At 69.5% G+C, this 21,083-nt stretch carries 13 protein-coding genes; 7 read left to right on the top strand and 6 right to left on the bottom strand.

The genetic code is table 11. The features are described 5' to 3' along the window. Positions 1 to 73 precede the first annotated feature (73 nt). From ACZ4U1_RS00700 to ACZ4U1_RS00715, 4 genes are all read right to left on the bottom strand, one after another. Positions 74 to 310 (bottom strand): hypothetical protein, encoded by a 237-nt coding sequence (locus ACZ4U1_RS00700; RefSeq protein WP_467897817.1) that lies wholly within the window; start codon positions 308 to 310, stop codon positions 74 to 76. A 15-nt stretch (positions 311 to 325) separates the two neighbouring features. Next, a complete protein-coding gene (locus ACZ4U1_RS00705) occupies positions 326 to 802 on the bottom strand; it encodes a MerR family DNA-binding protein (RefSeq protein WP_467897819.1) in 477 nt (158 codons plus the stop codon). 9 nt (positions 803 to 811) lie between these two features. Beyond that, a complete protein-coding gene (fdxA, locus tag ACZ4U1_RS00710; protein ID WP_467897821.1) occupies positions 812 to 1,132 on the bottom strand; it encodes a ferredoxin in 321 nt (106 codons plus the stop codon). A 156-nt stretch (positions 1,133 to 1,288) separates the two neighbouring features. Then, on the bottom strand, positions 1,289 to 2,023 hold the full coding sequence (locus ACZ4U1_RS00715; RefSeq protein ID WP_467897824.1) for a class I SAM-dependent methyltransferase: 735 nt from the start codon (positions 2,021 to 2,023) through the stop codon (positions 1,289 to 1,291). 302 nt (positions 2,024 to 2,325) lie between these two features. On the opposite strand from ACZ4U1_RS00715, the gene ACZ4U1_RS00720 reads away from it, so the two are divergent. From ACZ4U1_RS00720 to ACZ4U1_RS00745, 6 genes are all read left to right on the top strand, one after another. Continuing rightward, positions 2,326 to 2,790: a MerR family transcriptional regulator gene (locus ACZ4U1_RS00720; protein ID WP_467897827.1), complete on the top strand. Its 465-nt coding sequence runs from the start codon at positions 2,326 to 2,328 to the stop codon at positions 2,788 to 2,790. 567 nt (positions 2,791 to 3,357) lie between these two features. Beyond that, positions 3,358 to 4,707, top strand: coding sequence for an APC family permease (locus ACZ4U1_RS00725; RefSeq protein ID WP_467897829.1), 1,350 nt, complete (start codon positions 3,358 to 3,360; stop codon positions 4,705 to 4,707). Positions 4,708 to 4,732: 25 nt separating this feature from the next. Beyond that, a complete protein-coding gene (gene merB / locus ACZ4U1_RS00730) occupies positions 4,733 to 5,419 on the top strand; it encodes an organomercurial lyase (protein ID WP_467897832.1) in 687 nt (228 codons plus the stop codon). Position 5,420: 1 nt separating this feature from the next. Further along, positions 5,421 to 6,599 (top strand): methionine adenosyltransferase, encoded by a 1,179-nt coding sequence (metK, locus tag ACZ4U1_RS00735; protein WP_467897835.1) that lies wholly within the window; start codon positions 5,421 to 5,423, stop codon positions 6,597 to 6,599. 25 nt (positions 6,600 to 6,624) lie between these two features. Continuing rightward, positions 6,625 to 8,106: an adenosylhomocysteinase gene (ahcY, locus tag ACZ4U1_RS00740; RefSeq protein ID WP_467897837.1), complete on the top strand. Its 1,482-nt coding sequence runs from the start codon at positions 6,625 to 6,627 to the stop codon at positions 8,104 to 8,106. A 109-nt stretch (positions 8,107 to 8,215) separates the two neighbouring features. Continuing rightward, the gene (locus ACZ4U1_RS00745) at positions 8,216 to 8,647 is read left to right on the top strand and encodes a MerR family transcriptional regulator (RefSeq protein WP_467897839.1); all 432 of its coding nucleotides are present in this window, start codon (positions 8,216 to 8,218) and stop codon (positions 8,645 to 8,647) included. 104 nt (positions 8,648 to 8,751) lie between these two features. Here the strand turns inward: ACZ4U1_RS00745 and ACZ4U1_RS00750 are convergent, their stop codons facing one another. Next, positions 8,752 to 10,347, bottom strand: coding sequence for an MFS transporter (locus ACZ4U1_RS00750; RefSeq protein WP_467897842.1), 1,596 nt, complete (start codon positions 10,345 to 10,347; stop codon positions 8,752 to 8,754). A gap of 128 nt (positions 10,348 to 10,475) precedes the next feature. Beyond that, positions 10,476 to 13,082, bottom strand: a complete 2,607-nt coding sequence (locus ACZ4U1_RS00755; RefSeq protein ID WP_467897844.1) for a heavy metal translocating P-type ATPase — start codon at positions 13,080 to 13,082, stop codon at positions 10,476 to 10,478. Positions 13,083 to 13,395: 313 nt separating this feature from the next. Between ACZ4U1_RS00755 and ACZ4U1_RS00760 the strand changes: the two genes are divergently transcribed. Next, positions 13,396 to 21,066 carry an amino acid adenylation domain-containing protein gene (locus ACZ4U1_RS00760; protein WP_467897847.1) on the top strand — a complete coding sequence of 2,557 codons (7,671 nt, stop codon included), beginning with the start codon at positions 13,396 to 13,398 and terminating at the stop codon, positions 21,064 to 21,066. Positions 21,067 to 21,083 lie beyond the last annotated feature (17 nt).

Genomic DNA, 21,083 nt, shown 5'->3' on the forward strand with positions numbered 1-21,083 from the left:
GCACAGACGGTAGACCTTCAAGTCGTCTTGAAGGTCAAATCCGGCTCGCCGTCCAGAGTGACGCCGCCCTCGATCAGTCGGCCCCGTGAGCTTCCCCGCTCGATGCCTCTTGGCGCGCTCGGCGGACCCGGGCGTCACGGTGCCGGCTGACCGTGACTGCGGTGGCGAGCATGGCGAGGGCCATCGTGAAGAGAATCCGGGCGACGGCGTCGTCCGTCGTCGTTGCGGTGCCGGCGAGCGTCGCGCTGGTCGCCGTGGCGACCAGCAAGACAGCGATGCCGACCTTGGACCGTAAGTCTCGTTTGTGCAAGGGTCGCCGCCTTGGCTAGAGCCTGCTGTTGGGCATGCGGGCTTGTCGACCCGCGGTTTCGGTGGTCTGGGTGTGGGTCCCGCACTCAGGGGGGTTGTCCCCGTTGCCCGCCGTGATCGCACCGGTGAGCGGCGAGTGCGCGTCCGCCGTGTGGTGGCGGAGCAGGTTGGCCATCTCTCGCTGAAGTTCTCTCAGCCGTGCCATCTCGGCCTCCAGCCTGCCGAGGTGCCGTCGCAGCAGGTTCCCGGCCACAGGGCTCGGTCGGCCGTCACGGACGGACAGCAGCTCGGTGATCTCCGTCAGGCTGAGGCCGAGACGCTGGGCGGAGCGGATGAAGCGCAGGCGGTCGAGAACGGACTCGTCGAATCGGCGATGGCTTCCCCGGGTGTTGTTGTGTGCGGTGAGCAGTCCCAGCCGGTGGTAGTAGCGCACGGCGCTGGCGCTCAGCTCGGAACGGGCGGCTACTTCGGCGACCGTCAGGAGGCGTGTCACGGCAGTCGTTCACTGCCCTTGAGGAGGCAGGTCCTTGATCCACTGGGGATCAGCACTGATCTCGCCCAGCTGCGAGGCCCCACCCGGCGAACCGATGGTCTCGAAGAAGTCCACGTTGGCCTTGACGTAGTCCTGCCACTGCTCGGGCACGTCGTCCTGGTAGAAGATGGCCTCGACCGGGCAGACGGGCTCGCACGCTCCGCAGTCGACGCATTCGTCCGGGTGGATGTACAGCATCCGTTCTCCCTCGTAGATGCAGTCCACGGGGCACTCCTCGACGCACGCCTTGTCCTTCACGTCGACGCAGGGCTGGGCGATGATGTAGGTCACGGAACCTCCGTTGTGACCGGCTGAACAGCGATCAGGAGAACGCGGCGGACGCGAACCCAGGAGTTCGCGTCCGCCGGGAGCGTCTATGCGGCAGTTGCTCCGAGGTCGGCCCGGCATCCTCTCGCCGGTCGCGCGCGCAGCAGGGTGACTTCGGCGTCAGCAGCCGCAGTCGGACGAACCGTTGCTGCCGGCCTTGCCCACGCTGACCGTTGCCGGCTCCTTGGCCGGGGCGCCGTCGGCGCGCCGGACCGCCCTGCCGATGGCCATCGCCTCGATGAACTCCCAGGCTCCCGGCATCTTGGTCTCCTGGAGGTCGGTTATCTCCAGTGAGGAGTTGGCCAGCGTGTCGAGCGTGGGGCGGTTGCAGTGGCACTCGTTGCCGAACCAGTACCAGCCGAGCTGTATGAGGTCCTGCCGCCGCGCGATCCGCGGGTCGCGGTTGCGCACGTGCTCCAGGAACAGGTACTGACCGCCCGGCTTCAGGACCCGCTCGATCTCCTTCAGTACCACGTCGGGATCAGGGACGGTGCAGAGGATCATCGCCGCGGCCACGGTGTCGAAGCTGGCGTCGGGGAACGGAAGGCGCTCCGCACCGGCGACCGTCAGCTGGATCCGCTTGGGGTTGTCGCGGATCTTCTCCTCCAGCTTGGCCACCATGGGCGGGTAGGGCTCGGTGAGGACCAGCTCGGTGACCGCGTCCGGGTAGTGCGGCAGGTTCAGGCCGGTCCCGGTGCCCAGTTCGATGGTGCGACCGTATGCCGGCGCCAGCATCTCCGCGCGCTTCTCCGCCAGGCCGTGCTTCTCCACGTGGGCCAGGAACCTGTCGTACATCCCGGCGAAGACGTACTTCCCCCACGTCGCGTTGTAGGCCTTCTTCAGAAGATTAGCCACGTCGCTCCCTCATACCAGTCACTTCGGCTCCCCGTTTTGGGGAACTCTTCAACAGAGTGCTCGTGTCGATACGTTGCCGTGCGCACTTTCGAGGGCCTAGCCATGTGCCTCAAGAGATCGCGTCCATATGCACAAAGACTCGCCTATGCACCATCCGGGCATCCCGCCCGAATGCCCCCCATCCGCGAGTAGACAGGGTGGCACCTGTCCTTTCTGCCTGGAGTCAAGACCTGGATGGCTGATCTCTCGGACGGTAGTCTTGCCGTTGAAGTCGGCTTCAAGTCAACACCGCGGGGGGCGACATGGGTGACGAGTTGCTGTCGATAAGCGAGGTCGCGAGGAAGGCCGGCATAGCCACCTCGGCCTTGCGGTACTACGAGCGATGCAGCTTGATCCCCATGGGGGTCAAGGTGGCAGGTCGCAGGCACTACCCGCCCGCTGTACTGCACCGGCTCTCGGTGATCAAGATCTGCCAGAGGATCGGGTTCAGCCTCGCCGAGATTTCCGATCTGCTCCAGGGCAACATGACCGGCGACGGGACATGGCGGTGCGTGGCCACGGCCCGCCGGTCCGAGATCGAACGCGAGATCGCCGCACTGCGTGACCTGCTTCGACTCATCGACCGGACCCTGGACTGCGACTGCAGCGCGCTGTGCGACTGCCCGCACATGGGGCCGGGCGGCCAGTTCGCCGTCGGTCTCGTCATGGAGACCGAGGACGGCTGCTACGGGACCGACTCCTTGTCTGCGCAGGCGTCGGGCCTGTGACGCACACGTCGAGGCTCGACGCTCCAGGGACGGCCGCCGGGGCGTCGGGCTTCCACCTTCCGGTCAACTGGTCACAGGTAAGGGTCTTTCCTTTTGAAGGATCAACCTTTGGCCATCAATCGGTCCGCCAAGCGGAACGATTGACACCCATTTAACGTCACACGGAGGACCGTGCCGGCGTTCGGCGGTCCTCTTCTTCAGTACTGCGTCAAACCGGTTGTGGAATCCTCCGCCGTGGTCTAGCTTTCTGCCCCGTCGAGCGTTGCTGCCCGTGATGCCTCACGGGCACTTACAGCCATCGGTCTTTCGATGCGCTGGATCACTCCTAACCCCACGGAATGATCGCTGCCGCGTTCTGTAGGCGGCACTTCTGTCTTTCGTGCCTGTTTCAGCTGTCACCACCGCTCAAGTTGACGGCCTTTCCGTGCCGTCCATCTCGGCTGGAGCAATGATTTGTTCGGAAACGAATCCGAAACAGTGCTGCCCAAAAGGCGGGGCACGTCCACTGAGGACCCGGACGCCCCGGTCTTCCCCGGCCGCAGTGGCCTGCCCGTCACCTCGTCGTGGATGACCGCGGTGCTGGTCGCCACGGGCGGCTCCCTCATGGTCGTCGTCTCTCTCGGAGCCATGGCCGCGGAACTCGGCAACGTGTCGATCTGGGTATGGATCGCCACGGCGGCCCTGGGCGCCGCCCAGTGCCTGCTGATCGCGGAACTCGCGGCCCGCTTCCCTGAACGGGCCGGCGGTACGGCACAGTTCGCCTACCGCGTCCGCCCGCAGGGTTCCCCCACGATGGGTGCTCTCTCGGCCTGGTGCTACTGGTTCGCCTGGACCCCCGGCATCGCGGTCAACCTCGTGCTCGCGGCGACGTTCCTGCGGGACCAGTGGCTGCCGGGCTTCTCCCCCATCCTGCTGGCGCTCGCCATGGCCGCCGTCCTCTACTTCATCACGGCGATGGGACTGAAGCTGTCCACCGTGATCAACGGAGTACTGGCCCTGGTCGCCGTGGCCGTCGTCCTGGTGATCGTGCTGAGCCCGGTGGTGCGTCCCCACGCCGCCGACCTTTCCCAGGCGTTCCCCTCGGTCATGCCTCACGGCACCGAACACGGACTGGGTGCACAGATTGCTCTGATCGCCAAGTGGAGCTTCGTCGCCACCTGGTCCTCCTACGCGGCGGAGATGGCCTCGACGGTGTGCGCGGAGATCAGGAAGCCCGAGCGCACGATGAAGCGGGTGATGTCGACGTCCGCCATCATCTGCTTCATCGCCTTCGCCGCCGTACCGATCGTGATGTTCGCCCTCTCGGGTGTCCGTGGAGTCCAGGAGGACCCGTTCAAGGTCTTCGCCAACGCCGGCCATGTACTGCTGGGGTCCACCGGGGAGGCGTTCGTCCAGATCGGGCTGACCGCCGTCCTCGTCCTCGGGGCGGAGACCTTCATCATCGGTTCGTCCAGGACGATCTATCAGATGGCCCAGGACGGCCACCTCCCGAGGGCCTTCGGGAAAGTCAACAAGCGTGGGGCGCCGGTCGGTTCGATCGCCTGGGACGCTGCGGTGATCGGACTGCTGCTGGTCGTCTTCGGTACGGACGTGGTCGATGTCGTGGCCGCCGCGAACTTCGGCTACCTGGCCGTCTTCGTCCTCCTGCCCATCGCCTACCTGGTACTGCGCCGGCACCCCGCCGGCCGCGCCGGCAGCTTCCGCCTCGGCAGGTGGGCCGGTGTCCTGGGGGTGGCGCTGTGCGCGGTGAACCTGGTGCTCCTGGTCTACGGCGGTGCCCAGTGGGGCGGTTCGGTGATGCTGACCGGGCTGTGCGTCAGCCTCGCGATCCTGCCGATCTCCTTCTTCACCCGTCGTCAGCGCGCCAAGGCCGCATCGTCCACACCGCCGGAGGCCGCGGTTGCCTCCGGCCCGTGACCCGGACGTTCGAAAGGAGGACACCGTGGCCGACCCCGTACAGTCCTTCAGCGCGGTGCTGCCCCAGGGAATCGACGCCGTCGCCAGGGGAGGGATCGCCCTCAGCCAGGCGCAGTTGCCTCCCGCCCTCCGTACCGTCCACCAGCACCTGCTCCGCCAGTTCCTCGCCACCGGTGAAGGACCTTCGGCCGAGTGCGTCCGCGGCCTCGCACTGCGCCACGCGCTCGATCCCGAGGAGACCGTCAAGGTGCTCGCCGACGCGGACCTGGTCCACTTCGACCCCGCACACGAGCAGGTCCGGATCGCCTATCCACTGTCCGCGGCACCGTCCCCGCACAGTGTGACGCTGGAAGGCGGGCCGACCCTGGCGGCCATGTGCGCGATCGACGCGCTCGGGGTTCCGCTCATGGCCGGCACGGCCGCCGCGATCGTCTCCAGCGATCCCGCCACCGGCAGGCCGATCCGTGTCACGAGAGACCGCGACGGCGGCTGGACCTGGGAACCCGCGACCACGGTCGTCCTCCTCTCGGCCACCGAGTGCTCCGGACCGATCGCGTCCGCCTGCCGTCACACCGAGTTCCACGCCGCGCGGAAACTCGGCGAGCGTGAGCTGGCCGCACATCCGGACCGCCAGGGCCAGGTCCTCACCCAGAGCGAGGCGGTGGCGATCGCCGCAACGGAGTTCGGTCCGCTGCTGGCGTCGGGGGCCTGACATGCGGCGCGGGCTGTTCACCTCCGAGTCGGTCACCGAAGGCCACCCCGACAAGGTCTGCGACGCGATTCTCGACCGGCTGCTCGCGGCCGATCCGCTGTCCCGGGCGGCCGTCGAGACCATCGTCACGACGGGGCTGATCCACGTCGCGGGCGAGGTCTCCTCCACGGCCCGCGTCGACATCGCCGCCGTCGCCCGGGGCGTCGTACTGGGGATCGGCTACGACTCGTCCGCGAAGGGCTTCGACGGCCGGTCGTGCGGTGGGCACGTGTCGTTCGACGGGCAGTCCCCCGACATCGCCCAGGGCGTGGCCCGCTCCTACGAGTCCCGGACCGGAGGACTCCATGAGGGTGCAGATCGCCAGGGAGCGGGCGACCAGGGGATCATGTTCGGTCACGCGTGCACGGACACCCCCGAACTGATGCCCCTGCCCATAGCCCTGGCCCACCGGCTCGCCCGCAGGCTGTCCGCGGTGCGCAGGACGGGCGGGCTTCCCTGCCTGCGGCCGGACGGCAAGACGCAGGTGACCGTGTCGTACGACGGCGACCGGCCGGTCAGCCTCGACACGGTCGTGGTCTCGGCCCAGCACGCCGACGACATCGGCCTCAAGACGCCGGCCGCCGATATCGACCAGCACGTCCTCACCCCCGAGCTGCCCGCACTCGACCTCGACTCCTCCGGCACGAGACTGCTGGTGAACCCCACCGGCAGGTTCGTGGTCGGCGGCCCGATGGGAGACGCGGGTCTCACCGGCCGGAAGATCATCGTCGACAGTCACGGAGGGATGGCCCGGCACGGCGGCGGGGCCTTCTCCGGCAAGGATCCCTCCAAGGTCGACAGATCGGCCGCCTACGCGATGCGCCGGGTGGCCAAGGACATCGTCGCGGCTCAACTGGCCACCAGGGCCGAGGTCCAGGTGGCCTACGCCATCGGCCGCGCCGCACCCGTCGGCCGGTTCGTGGAGACCTTCGGCACCGAGACCGTCGACTTGGCACGCATCCAGGCCGGCGTCGCCGAAGTGTTCGACCTCAGGCACGCGGCCGTCATCGCCGACCTCGGCCTGCTCCGTCCGCTGTACGCGCGGACGGCGGCCTACGGCCACTTCGGCCGGCCCGACCTCGACCTCCCCCGGGAACGCACCGACCGCGTGGCCGACCTGCGCGCCGCGGCCGGGCTCTGACCTCATCACGTACTGGAGATCTCCCATGTCCTCAGCACACGTGCCGGACGGCACCCGTGCACAGTCGCTCAACGGCATCGACTTCGCCGTCGCCGACCTCTCGCTGGCCGAGTTCGGCCGCAAGGAGATCCGGCTCGCCGAGCACGAGATGCCCGGCCTGATGGCGCTGCGTCGCGAGTACGCCGGCACCCGGCCGCTCCGGGGCGCCCGGGTCTCGGGCTCGTTGCACATGACCATCCAGACCGCCGTCCTCATCGAGACCCTCGTCGCACTGGGCGCGGAAGTGCGCTGGGCCTCGTGCAACATCTTCTCCACCCAGGACCACGCCGCGGCGGCGGTCGTGGTCGGCGCCGACGGCACGCCGGAGGCACCGCGCGGAGTGCCCGTGTTCGCCTGGAAGGGCGAGACCCTGAAGGACTACTGGTGGTGCACCGAGAAGATGCTCACCTGGCCGGACGGCCGGCGGGCCAATCTGATCCTCGACGACGGCGGGGACGCGACCATGCTGGTGCACAAGGGCGTGGAGTACGAACGCCAGGGGCGCGTCCCGGCGACCGAGGAGACGGACTCCGAGGAGTGGTCCGTCGTACTGGACCTGCTCCGCGCCTCCCTCGACACCGCTCCGGGCAAGTGGACGGCGATCTCCTCCGAGATCCTCGGCGTGACGGAGGAGACCACCACGGGCGTCATGCGCCTGGACCGCATGGCGGCCGACGGCGAGCTGCTCTGGCCGGCCATCAACGTCAACGACGCCGTGACCAAGTCCAAGTTCGACAACAAGTACGGCATCCGCCACTCCCTCATCGACGGCATCAACCGTGGCACGGACGTCCTGATCGGCGGCAAGGTCGCCGTCGTGTGCGGATACGGTGACGTCGGGAAGGGCGCCGCGGAGTCGCTGTCGGGGCAGGGCGCCCGGGTGGTGGTGACGGAGGTCGATCCCATCTGCGCCCTCCAGGCAGTCATGGACGGCTACCAGGTCGCCCGGCTGCAGTCCGTCCTGCCGATCGCGGACATCGTGATCACGGCCACCGGCAACAGGGACGTGGTGATGGCCGAGGACATGGCGCACATGAAGCACCAGGTGATCCTCGGGAACATCGGACACTTCGACAACGAGCTGGACATGGCGGGGCTGGCACGGTACCCGGGGGTCCGCCGCGTCGAGATCAAGCCCCAGGTGGACGAGTGGATCTTCCCGGACGGGCACTCGGTCATCGTGCTGTCCGAGGGCCGCCTGCTCAACCTCGGCAACGCCACCGGCCACCCGAGCTTCGTCATGTCCAACAGCTTCTCCAACCAGGTCATCGCCCAGGTGGAGCTCTTCACCCGGCACGCCGACTACGAACGGCAGGTCTACCGGCTTCCCAAGCACCTGGACGAGAAGGTGGCCCGCATTCACCTGACAGCGCTCGGCGGTGAGCTGACCGAACTCACGAAGGAGCAGGCCGACTACATCGGTGTCGATGTCGAGGGTCCGTTCAAGTCCGAGCACTACCGGTACTGACGACGCCGGATGACGCACGGGCCGATCCGCGGGGCTGCCATCCCACGGGTCGGCCCAGCGGCATTCGCCCATACCTGAACTCACGGGGAGGAACGTAGACTTGGAAAACATGGAGTCCACAACGCCGGGTCAACAGGGGATGTCCGTCGCGGTGTTGGCCCGCCTGGCGGAGACCACACCCGACACCATCCGCTACTACGAGCGGCTCGGACTGCTGCCCGCGCCACCCCGTAACCGTGCCGGCTACCGCCGTTACGGCAGCGATGCGGTCGACCGCATGAAGTTCATCCAGGGCACGCAGCGGCTCGGGCTGCGGCTGAGCGACATCGCCGACCTGCTCAGCATCCGGGACACGGGCACCTGCCCGTGCGGCGATGCCGCGGTGGTGTTGCGCAAGCGCATGGACGAGGTCCGCAGCGAGATCGACCGGCTCTCCGCCCTCTTCGGGGAGCTGGAGAAGATGGTCGGGCAACTGCCCAGCCAGGACTGCCCGGATCCGGTGCCGGGTGTGTGGAAGCCCCTGACGGCCGAGTCCGCCTGAATGCGGTGACGGCCGGCCTCGTGATCTGCCGGCCGTCACCGCTGGGGCCGCGTTCCGAGCGCACGACGCTCCCCGCTCGGCCGCTGCCGGCCCGGGCGGGACACCTATCGTCCGTGGGGGTGCTTTCCGCCCAGCGCGCTCTCGTGCAGATCGCTGCGGCGGATGAGAGTGAACACGAGCACCGCGCCGACGGCCGCGACCAGAGCACACACGCGGATCACCTCGGTCAGGCTGTCCACGTAGGCGGTGCGGGCCGCCGCCGTCGCCGCGTCGAGCATCGACGGCGGCACGAGGCCGCTCAGGTCGCTGGTCGCGCCGGTGGCCACCTCGTGAGCCACCGAGTCGGCCCGGTCTCCCAGCTGCCGGCCGGCATCGGATCCGGTGAACGCCGATACGACACACTGCTGGAACATGGCGCCGAAGCCCGAGACACCGAGGGCGACACCGGCCTGCTGGAAGGTCTGCCCCATGCCGGACGCCATGCCGGCCCGGGCCGAGCCCACCACGCCGACGGTGACCGCGGCGCGGGGCGGGTTGAACATTCCCATGCCCGTCCCTGTCACGATCAGGCTGGGGAGCAGGGCGGTCCAGTCGCTGGTCGGACGCACCAGGCTGACCAGCCCCAGCCCGACGGCGATCAGCGAGATGGCTGTCCCGAGCAGTACGCCCGGCGCGACGGCGCTGCCGAACCGCCCGGTGAGCAGGGCGACCACGAACAGCGTCAGGGTCAGGGGCAGGAAGCGGAGCCCGGTTTCCCACGCTGAATAGCCCAGGGCGTTCTGCATGTACGAGATGAGGAGGAAGACCGAGGCCAGGCCGGCCGCGTTGTTGAGGAAGGTGCCCCAGGCGACGCCGTTGAACGACTTGATCCGGAACAGCGACAGGTCCAGCATCGCCGCGCTGCCCTTGGACCGCTGGATGACGACGAAGAGCACCATCAGCGCCGTGCCGATCCCGAACGCGAACACGATGGGCGGGCAGTCCCAGCCCAGCGCGTTGCCCGCCATGAACCCGAACAGCAGGAGGGCCAGGGACAGCCCAAAGGTGATCATGCCGGCCCAGTCGATGCCCCGGGCATAGGGGTCGCGGAACTCCCGCAACCGGAGTCTGGCGGCGGTCAGCGCGACGACACCGATCGGAACGTTGACCAGGAAGATCCACCGCCAGCTCAACGACGTGGTCAGGAAGCCGCCGATGAGCGGGCCGAACGCGAAGGCCAGGCCACCGATCCCGCCCCACACCCCGAAGGCGGTCCCCCGCTCGCGCGCCCCGTGGAACTCCTGCCCGATGAGCGCCAGTCCCACGGCGAACAGCATCGCCGAGCCGACGCCCTGGACGCCACGGGCGACGTTGAGCATCAGCGGGTTCACGGCGAGGCCGGCCGTGAGCGAGGAGAGGGTGAAGACAACCAGCCCGAGAGTGAAGACGCGCTTGCGGCCGACCTGGTCCGCCAGCGACCCGCTGGTGAGGAGAAACGCGGCCATCGACAGCGTGTAGGCGGCGATCACCCACTGCTGGTCGGCGAAACTGGCGTCCAGCGCGTCTCGCACACTGGGCAGACCGACGTTCACGACGGTGACGTCGAGGAGGAGCATGAACGTGGTGACGCAGACGATGCCCAGGGTCCATCCGCGCACGTGCGAGGGGACGCCGTCCCCGTCCCGCGCCGCTTCCCCTCGCAGGACCGCATCAGCTGCCATCTCGTTCTCCTCCTGGGGCGTCCGTGGGTGGGAGTGTCGTCGTTGAACCTGGCTTCAAGTCAACGGTGCTCATGCGGTAGGGGCCCGGCTGCCGGGGGATTACAGCCGGGCCCCTGGTCGGGAGGCGGTCAGGTACGACGCTGCGACCTGGCCGCCGGGCTCGCGGGCGTGGACGAGCACCCACAGCCACCGTCCGCGGAGCAGCTGCTCACCTCGGCCTCCGTGAGGCTCAGCTGCGGCAGCTCCACGACCTCGGGCTGCCGCGTCCCGCAGCTCGGGCCGCAACCGCACCCGCCGTCCGAGCCGGTCCCCTGGGGCTCGAAGAGCTGATCCACCACAGGGTGCAGGGCCGCCTGCTCCTGTGTCGCGCAGGCCGGGCCGCAACCGCACGCGCCGTCGGAGGCGGTGGTGCCGGGCTCGGACAGCAGATTCACCACGGGCAGGGGGGTGGTCGCCTGCTCCTGTGTCCCGCAGCTGGTGCCGCACCCGCAGCCGTCATCGTCGGAGGCGGACTGTGTCGAGGCCGCGAGTGGCTTGACGGAGCCGCCGGTGATGGCGCCGGCCGCACGCAGCGACGAGTGCAGCCGGAGGAGCCGCAGACCGTTCGCGATGATCACGAGAGCCCACGCCTCGTTGATCAGCACGCCCTGGGTGAGAGAGAACTTCCCGCCGACCGCGGCGACCACCAGGAACAGGATGACGGCCAGCGACAGGGCGATGTTCTGCGCGATGACCCGGCTCGCCCGGCGCGCCAACGCCACCGCGTAGGGCAGCTTGTTGAGGTCGTCGGCCATCAGCGCGACATCGGCCATCTCCAGCGCGACGTCGGTGCCGGCGGCGCCCATCACGATCGCGACGTCCGCCGTCGCGAGGGCCGGAGCGTCGTTGACGCCGTCGCCGACCATCGCCGTGATGCCGGACTCCTTGATCGAGGCGACGGCCGTGCTCTTCTCGTCGGGCATGAGCTGGGCACGCACGCTCTCGATCCCCACCCGGTCGGCGATCGCGGTCGCGACCCGCTCACGGTCGCCCGTGAGCATGGTCGTGTGGGTGACGCCGAGCTTCCGAAGGGACGTCAGGGCGGGGACGGCTTCGGGGCGCAGCTCATCGGCGACGCCCAGCAGGCCGAGGAGACGGCCGGCCGACGTGACGGCGACGGGAGTCCCGCCGGCGTTCTCTATGGCGTCGAGGGCTGCCTGTGCCGCCGCGTTCCCGTCCAGGTCGCCGACCCGGCCGACCACGACCATCGCACCGTCCACGACCGCCCGCGCGCCCACGCCGGGGATGATCTCCCCATCGGATGCCGGGCTGACGGTGATGCCCCGCTCCCGCGCCGCGCGCACGATCGCCTCCGCGATCGGGTGGGTCGCCCCCGCCTCGACGGCGGCCGACAGCCTCAGCAGCTCGTTCTCGTCGGAGCCGGCCAGCGGGTGGACCTGGAGCAGTGTGGGCCGGCCCAGTGTCAGCGTTCCGGTCTTGTCGAACGCCACGGCCTGGAGCTTGGACAGCTGCTCCAGGTACGCACCGCCCTTGATCAGCACGCCGTCCCGTGCCGCCCTCGCCACCGCCGATACGACGCTGACGGGCACGGACAGCACCAGGGAGCACGAGCAGGACACGATCAGCACGACCAGCGCGCGGTACAGAGCGTCCTTGTAGGAGATGTCGAAGACCTGCGGGCCGAACGCCGCCATGAGGACGGCCAGGCCGATCATGATCGGCGTGTATATCCCGGCGAACTTGTCGGCGAACCTCTGGGCCTGGCCCCGGTTCTGCTGGGCCTCCTCCACTTCCTTGATGACCCGGGCCAGCACGGTGTCCTGGAAGGGCTTGGCGACCTGGATCCGCAGGGCGGCGTGGCCGTTCAGCGTCCCGCCGTACACCTCGGCGCCGGGCGCGACCTCCACGGGCATGGACTCGCCCGTGATCGCGGACGCGTCGATCCAGGAGGTGCCCTGGGTGACCGTGCCGTCGGTGGGCAGTCGCGAGCTGGGACGGACCAGCACCACGTCGCCGACCTGGAGCTGCTCGACGGGCACCTGCTCGACCGCGCCATCGATGGAGAACCGTTCCGCCATGGCGGGGCTGAGATCCATCAGCTTCTGGATCGACTTGCGTGCCCTGTCGGCGACGTAGCTCTCCAGTACGACACCGAGCGAGAAGATCACCACCACGCAGGCGGCCTCGGTCACCTTGCCCAGCGCCAGCGCCCCCGCAACGGCGACGACGAGCAGGACGTTGATCGACACCCGCTTGGCCTTGAGCATCATCACGGCTGTACGCAGCGGGAAGACGATGCCGACCGCCACGCAGAAGTACGCGATGATCTCCGCGGTCGACTCGTACTGCGCGTAGCAGCCGAGCGACTCCACGAACACCAGCAGGACCGCCGCGATCTCGAGGAAGATCATCTCCGGACGCAGCCACCAGCGGGACCGCCGCCCGGTCTGTTCGGTCACCTTCTCCCCACCGGGGTTCTCGGGCTCAAGGACCAGACCGGAAGCGTTCGCCGTCCTCAGCAGGACGTCGTCGTCCAGCGTGGTGGGCGCCTCGACCACGAGGGTCCCTGTCGCGGACAGCACGCGTACGTCGCGTACGCCGGGGACACGACGCAGCGCCGTCAGGTCACTGGCGCACTCGACACAGCCAGAGATCACACGGTAGCGGCGTGCACCGACATCGGCTTCGGGCGGGACAGCCACGTTGCTGCCGGCCCCGGCAGCGAACTCGTTCACCCTCGGTCACCTGCCAATCGGTGAGAGATGGGAGCCAACTGCGCCGAGCGTAAAGTTTGGACCCGACACCAAGGTCAAGCCCTCAGCCGATCATTTTTCGCCGCGGTGAGGACGTTCCCCAGCCCAGGAAGGTGCCGGGCGGAACAGGGTTGACTTAAAGCCGAGTTCAACAGCAAGACTCGCGCCCTGACAGCTGCCCGGCCCGCGCCGTACGCGGCCGTGTCGATCACGAGCGTCGTTTCGCACCGCCCATGGTGACGTTCATTCAGCAGGGCCTGGCATCCCGGGCCCGGCCTCGGAGGGGGGAAGGGAAATGGACGATCGTTCTGAGTCATCCATCGAGCGCGCTGTCGAGACGATGGCGCTGGGCACCGGATCGAGCGGAACGCCGGAAGACCGGCGCGCGTACATCTGCGTAGGTCTGATCGATCTGTTGTCCTCGATCACCGGGATCCCGACCGGCGACGTGCCCGAGGAAGAGCCGCTGGCGGTCGACTCGCTGCAGGCGACCCAGATCCGCGCGGTGCTCGACGCGGCCTTCGGCGTGCTGGTGCCCCTGCGCTCCCTGGTCGCCGGCGTCAGCGTCCCCCAGCTGACGGAACTGCTCCTCGCCGCCGCACCGGACCCGGCCGGCGCTCGTACACAGGAGGCCCTCGCCGACCCCGCGAGCAGCTATGAGCCGTTCGACCTCACCGACGTCCAGCAGGCGTACCTGTACGGCCGCGACAGCAGCCACGAACTGGGCAACGTGGACGCCTCCTTCTACGTCGAGCTGGCCACGGTCGATCTCGACGTCGACCGGTTCGAGCGGGCGGTGCGCGCGGCGATCGCGCGCCACGACATGCTCCGCGCGGTCGTCCTGGACGACGGTCGGCAGCAGGTTCTGCCCGAGGTGCCCGACTTCACCCTCGTCAGAGAAGACCTGTCGACGCTGCCGGCCACGGAGCAGCACGAGCGGCTCGAAGCCCTCCGCACCGAGATGACGGGCAAGCGACGCGACGTGGGGCAGTGGCCGCTGTTCGACCTGCACTTCAGCCGCCTGGACAGCCACCGGGGCCTGCTGCGTTTCGGAATGGATCTGCTGATCTGCGACGGCGCGTCGTTCGCGGTGCTCATCGAGGAACTCGCCGAACGCTACGCGGATCCCGACCGGCAGTGGCCGGCGGCGGGCCTGGCCTTCCGGGACTACCAGCGGGCGGTCGACGGCCTGGAGCTCGCGCGCAGGGACGAGGCACGCAAGTACTGGACTGACCGGCTCGACACGCTGCCCCCGGCCCCTGTACTGCCCCTGGCAGCCCCGCTGACGGCCATCGACAGCCCGCGCTTCCACCGCCGCCACCACGCCCTGTCCGCGCAGCGTTGGCAGACCTTCAAGGACAGGGCCGCCGCGCGCGGACTCACCCCCTCCACCGCTCTGGCCGCGGCCTACGCCGATGTCCTCGCCCGCTGGTCCCGGTCGGCGGACTTCACCTTCAACGTGACCGTGAACAACCGCCGCCCCGTGCACGAGCAGGTCGAGAAGGTCATCGGCGACTTCACGACGCTGACCTTGCTGGAGGTCCACTCGGACGCCGGCCGGCCGTTCACCGAGCGCGCCACGGCCCTCCAGACACAGCTGTGGGAAGACCTCGACCACCGTGAGTACAGCGGTATCCGCGTGATGCGCGAACTCGCACGCCGGTCGGGTCCCGCAGCCGCCGTCTCACCCGTCGTCTTCTCGACCTTCGTGGGCTCCGGATTCAGTGACGACTTCGCCCCGGACTGGCTGACCGGCATCCACTACACCCTGGCCCAGGCGCCACAGCTCACCCTCGAGTGCCTGACTCTGGAGCACCGAGGCGAACTGCACATCACCTGGGATTCCGTCGACGCGGCCTTCGTACCGGGAGTGCTCGACGACATGTTCGCCGCCTACCGCGAACTCGTGGAGCAACTGGCCGGGGATGACGATGCCTGGGCCCGGTGCGAAACCGTACGGCTGCCCGCCCGCCAGCTGGTCGAGCGCCGCAGGGCCAACCAGACCGCCGCTCCGGTGCCGGACACGCTGCTGCACAGGCTGGGTACGGCCCTGACGGGACGGAGCACCGAGCCCGCGGTGATCACTGCCGACCGCGCCATCAGCTACGGGGAACTGGACCGCATGGCCTGCCGTATCGGCCGGGGCCTGCGCAGGGCCGGTGCCCGCCCGAACCAACTGGTCGCCGTCGTCATGGAGAAGGGCTGGGAACAGGTCGTCGCCGTCCTCGCCGTCCTGTACTCCGGTGCCGCGTACCTGCCCATCGACGCGTCGCTCCCGGGCGACCGCATCCGCCGGCTCCTCGCGCTCGGCGAAGTCGACCTCGTCCTGACGCAGACGTCGGTACGTGACCGCCTGGAATGGCCCCCCGGACTCACCGTGTTCGACGTCTCGGACCCCAGCCGTTGGGGACACGAGATGGACGCACCGCTGACGGACGTACAGAGCGCCACCGATCTCGCCTACGTCATCTTCACCTCCGGCTCGACCGGTGAGCCCAAGGGCGTCATGATCGACCATCGCGGCGCGGTCAACACCACCTGGGACATCAACACCAGATTCGGCGTCGGCTCCGGCGACCGTGTCCTGGCCCTCTCCTCGCTCAGCTTCGACCTGTCGGTCTGGGACGTCTTCGGCATCCTGGCGGCCGGCGGGGCACTGGTCGTACCCGAGCCCGCGGCCGACCGCGACCCCCATCGCTGGTCCGAACTGGTCACCCGGCATCAGGTGACGGTCTGGAACACGGTCCCCGCCCTGATGCAGATGTACGTCACCTACGCCGAGGCCCAGCCGTCCCTGAAGGCGGTCGCACCACTGCGCCTGGTCCTCATGTCCGGTGACTGGATCGAGGTGACGCTGGCGGACCGCATCAGGGCACAGAAGAACGGCCCGATCGAGATCATCAGCCTCGGCGGCGCGACAGAAGCCTCCATCTGGTCCATCCACCACCCGATCGACGCCCCCGCTCCCGGCTGGAAGTCCGTCCCCTACGGCACACCGCTGGCCAATCAGACCTTCCACGTCCTGGACAACGCCATGCGGCCCTGCCCGGACTGGGTGGCCGGAAAGCTGTTCATCGGCGGCATCGGTCTCGCACGCGGCTACTGGCGGGACCCGGAACGGACCGCGGAACGCTTCGTGCCCGACCCCCACACCGGCGAACGGCTCTACGACACCGGCGACGTCGGCCGCTACCACCCGGACGGGACCATCGAGTTCCTCGGCCGCGACGACGGCCAGGTCAAGGTGAACGGCTACCGCATCGAGCTGGGGGAGATCGAGCACACCCTCACCGAGCACCCCGTCGTACAGCGGGCGGTGGCCGTCGCGGAGGGCAACCGGCTGCTCGCCTTCGTGACCACGAGCCGCGAAGGCTCGGCGGATCCCGACGCGAGCGCCAGGGCACAGGTGACCGACTGGCAGCAGGTCTTCGACTCACTCCGCACCGAATCCGCCGCGCAGACCGCCGGATGGGCCGACAGCTTCACCGGCGGGATGATCTCCGAGGCGGACATGACCGACTGGGCCGACGTCACCGCCCGCCGCGTCCTGGCCCACCGTCCGCGCCGGGTGCTGGAGATCGGCTGCGGGGCCGGCCTGATCGCCTCCCGGCTGCTGCCCGAGTGCGTGGAGTATGTGGGTACCGACCTGTCCGCGCGCACCCTGGAGGACCTGACCCGCCACCTTGAACGGGAGGGGCTGTCCGCGAGGGCCACCCTCCTGCATCGCGAGGCGAGCGACTTCAGTGGCATTCCGCGCGGGCACTTCGACTGTGTCGTCATCAACTCGGTCGTGCAGTACTTCCCCTCGGCCGACTACCTCATGGACACCGTACGACTCGCGCTGTCCACGCTCCGGCCCGGCGGGATGCTCTACCTCGGGGACGTCCGGGACCTGCGCCTGCTCCGTGCGTTCCACGCCGCCGTCGAGCGCGCGCGGTCCGGACCACAGGACCTCGTCCGTGATCTGGCCTGGCGACTCCGGCAGCGGGAACTGACCGAGGACGAACTGGTCGTGGACCCGCGGCTGTTCTGGGCGGGGCTCGGCTGCCGGACCGCGGTGCTGCCCCGTCCCGGGCGCGCGGACACCGAGATGGCCGACTACCGGTACGACGCGATGCTGTTCAACGACACGGCGGCCGCCACTCCGTTCTCCGTCGCGCTGCCGTGGACCGACAGCCTGAGCGCGCTGCCGGAACTCGCACGGCTGCTGAGCCTTCGGCAGCCGACCGTCTGCCTGAGCGGTGTGGTCAACGAGCGGCTCGAACGCGACCTCGCCTGGGCGGAGCGGCTCGACGACTCGGCGGTGGCCGGCTGCTCACTCGCGGAGTACGAGGACGTGGTCTGGCCGGAGACCGAGGCACTGCGATGTACGGCGCCCTCGACGCTCATCGACCTCGCCGAACGGCACGGCTACACATGCGAGTTCTTCTACCGTCCGGAAGCGGCCACCGGCACGTTCGACGCGGTGTTCACCCTCTCCCCCCACGACGCCGAGGCAGCAGTGCGCACGTACGCGGTCGCCCTGTCCGATCCCGTCGACGTGGCTACGGCGGCGAATTCGCCGCTCCTGGCCCGTCAGGTAGCCTCCCTGCCCGCTCGGCTCATCGACCACACCCGCCAGGTGCTGCCCGCCTACATGGTGCCCAGCGAGGTGTTCGTGCTCGCCGCGCTCCCTCTCACGGCGAACGGCAAGGTCGACGTCGGCCGCCTCCGGGAGACCGCGGCCCGCGACCGGGGCTGTTCCGCCGCACCGACCGAGGCTGAGCCCCGGGACGCCACCGAGCAGGCGCTGGCGTCCGCGTGGCAGGAGGTCCTCGGCCTGGCCGGCGTGAAGGTCCACGACGACTTCTTCAAGATCGGCGGCGACTCGCTCCTCGCCGTGCGCCTGGTCCGAGCGGCCGGCGACGCCGGGGTCGGGGTCACCGTCGCCGACGTGTTCGCCCACCCCACCATCGCTCAGCTCGCCGACCTGGTACGCCGTCGGCGACCGGCCTCCGACGCCGCCCCGGAACCGGCCGAGCCGCCCCAGGTGGTTCCGACGCCGGAGGACCGCTTCAAGCCCTTCCCCCTCACCGATCTGCAACAGGCATACCTGCTGGGCCGCAACGGCTTCTTCGACCTGGGCAACGTCGCGGCCTCCTTCTACATCGAGCTGACCGCCGACGACCTCGACCCCGACCGCCTGTCCGCGGCCGTCGAAGGGATGGTGCGGCGCCATGACATGCTGCGTGCCGTCATCGGCCCGGACGGCCAGTGGCACGTGCAGGAAGAAGTGCCGCCCTACCGGGTCCCCGTGACCGACCTGCGCCACCTCGGCCCGGCCGGGACCGAGGCGGAACTGGCCCGGATCCGCCGCGAATGCAGCGAGAAGATCTACGACCCCGGGAAGTGTCCGCTCTTCGACGTCAGGGTCAGCCGGCTCGCCGGATCGAGCCGGCTCCACGTCTGCCTGGACCTCCTGATCGCGGACGGCGGCACGGTCGCCGTGTTCCTCACCGAACTGGCCGCCCGCTACGCCGAGCCCGACCGCGGCTGGCCCGACCTGACGCTGACGTTCCGGGACTACCACCTCGCCATGACAGGCACCGAAGGGACCCCACGCCACCAGCGCGCCCGGGACTACTGGACGGCGCGGGTCCCCGACCTGCCGCCGGCCCCCCGCCTTCCCCTGGTGACCGACCCCGCAGACGTCGCCGAACCGCACTTCACCCGTCGCACCCACCGCATCACCGCCGAGGCGTGGAGTGCGCTACGGCGAAATGCCGCACAGCACGGCATCACACCGTCGGCCGCACTCGCCACCGCCTACGCCGAGACCCTGGCCGCGTGGTCCGACGGCTACCCGTTCACGTTGAACGTGACGGTGAACAAGCGCCTACCGGTCCACGACCAAGTGAGCGAGATCATCGGTGACTTCACCGCCGTCAACCTCCTCGCGGTGGCTCCCGACCCGGCGGCGGGCTTCGCCGACCGCGCGAGGGCACTACAGACACAGCTGGCCAGGGACCTCGACCACAGCGAGTTCACCGGCATCGGCGTGCTCCGGGAGGTGGCCCGACTGCACGGCCCGGCGCGCGCGGCCATGCCGGTGGTGTTCACCAGCGCCCTCGACTCGGCCGGCGCCGACTTCGGGCAGGCGGTCAGCGGGCTCGGCACCATGGTCGGCGGCATCGTGCACACCCCCCAGGTCCACATCGACCACCAGGTCTTCGAGTACGACGGAGAACTCGTACTGAACTGGGACTCGCTTGACGAACTGTTTGACGAGCGCGATCTCGACGGCATGTTCCAGCAGTACGTGGGTCTCGTGGAGCGACTGTCCTCCGAGGGCGCCGCGTGGGCGGACGCCGCCCTCCGCCGCGTACAGCCTCTCGAATGCCCGACGATCGAAACTCGCCTCCCCGCACCGTCCACCGTGCCGGACATCGCCCCGGCCGCAGCCGACAGCGCCGTGGCGAAACGCGTACTCGCCCAGATCTGGTGCGAGGTGCTCGGCGTCGACGCGATCGACGACACCACGGAGTTCACCCGGCTGGGCGGCGACTCGCTGCTGGCGATGCAGGTGATCGCCAAGGCGGCGGACGCCGGTCTCGTCGTATCCCCCCGAGAGTTCTTCGCCCACCAGACCGTCGCCGCGCTCGCCGCCATCGCGCGACCGGCCGACACCGGGTCCCGCACGCCCCGTGACGGAGAGGCCGCCCTCCTCCCGAGACAGCTGGCGCTCCTGGACGAGTGGAACCACCCGGAGAGCCAGAACTACGTCCTGCTCTTCGACGTCACCGAACCCTTGGACCGCACTGCCCTCAAGGTCGCGATGCGCACGCTGCTGCGCCACCACGAGGCACTGCGGCTCTCGTTCGTCGCAGGGGACTCCGGCTGGACGGGGCGCGTCCGGACGCTGGACCAGCTCGAGGTACCGCTGACCTGGGTGGATCTCACCGACGCTGCGGACGAGGTGGCCCAGCGCACCGTCAAGGACGTCAGCCTGAGCCTGCAGTCCTCCCTCGACATCGACGCCGCTCCCCTCTGGCGCGTCGCCGCCTTCCAGGGGGCGCGACGGCAGCAGCTGCTCATCGTCGTCAACCAGCTGATCTGCGACAACTACTCCTGCCGGATCCTGTGCGAGGACCTCCTCTCCGCCTACGACCAGGTGACCGCGACGGGAGAAGCCGCCCTCGCGCCCGCGGACTCGGTCGTGGCCTGGGCCGAGCTGGTGCGCTCCCGGGCCGAGGACCCGGACGTACGGGGCGAACTCGCGTACTGGCTCCGGCTCCAGGACGTCCCCCGACCGGTCCCCCTGAACGAGCCGACGCCGGACGAGCCGGCGCTCATCGCACTCGACCCGCAAGCGACCGCGGCCCTCGTGAAGACGTCAGCCGTCCCGGACCTCCTGCTGGCGGCGACAGCCCGCGCGGTGGCGAAGCGCACGGGAGCCGACGTGGTACGTGTCGACCTGGACGCGCACGGCCGTGATCTGCCCCCCGACGGACTGAACCCGGCCCGCATCCTCGGCAGGCTGGCCACCCGGTGGCCGCTGGACGTACCGGCCCTGCCGGACCTGACGCTGCGCGAGGCGGCAGCCGTCACAGGCGAGGCACGCCGCCGGGCCCCGGCCGCCGGAAACCACTACGAACTGCTCGCCACCTTCTGCGAGCCCGCGATCCGGAAGGCACCCGCGCCGGTGCTCTTCAACTACCTCGGGCACTCGGACGCCCTGTGGGCCCCCCGGGGAGTGACACTGAGCCCCGATCACCCGGGAGTGCTGCCGGCCCGCGACCCGAAGAACCCTCGCCTGGAGATTCTCGCGGGCCTTGTCTCCGGCCGACTCATCGTGGCCTGCACCCCCGGCGCGGACGACCTTCTGCGCGAGATCGGCGACGACATCACCGTCGGGGCCCTCGGTCACCCCGCGCCCATGGAGCTTCCGGCCGAACTCGACGTTCTGCGGCACTGGCTCGCCCACTGACGAGGAGGAACCCATCC

Source organism: Streptomyces sp. NPDC028928 (assembly GCF_055564915.1).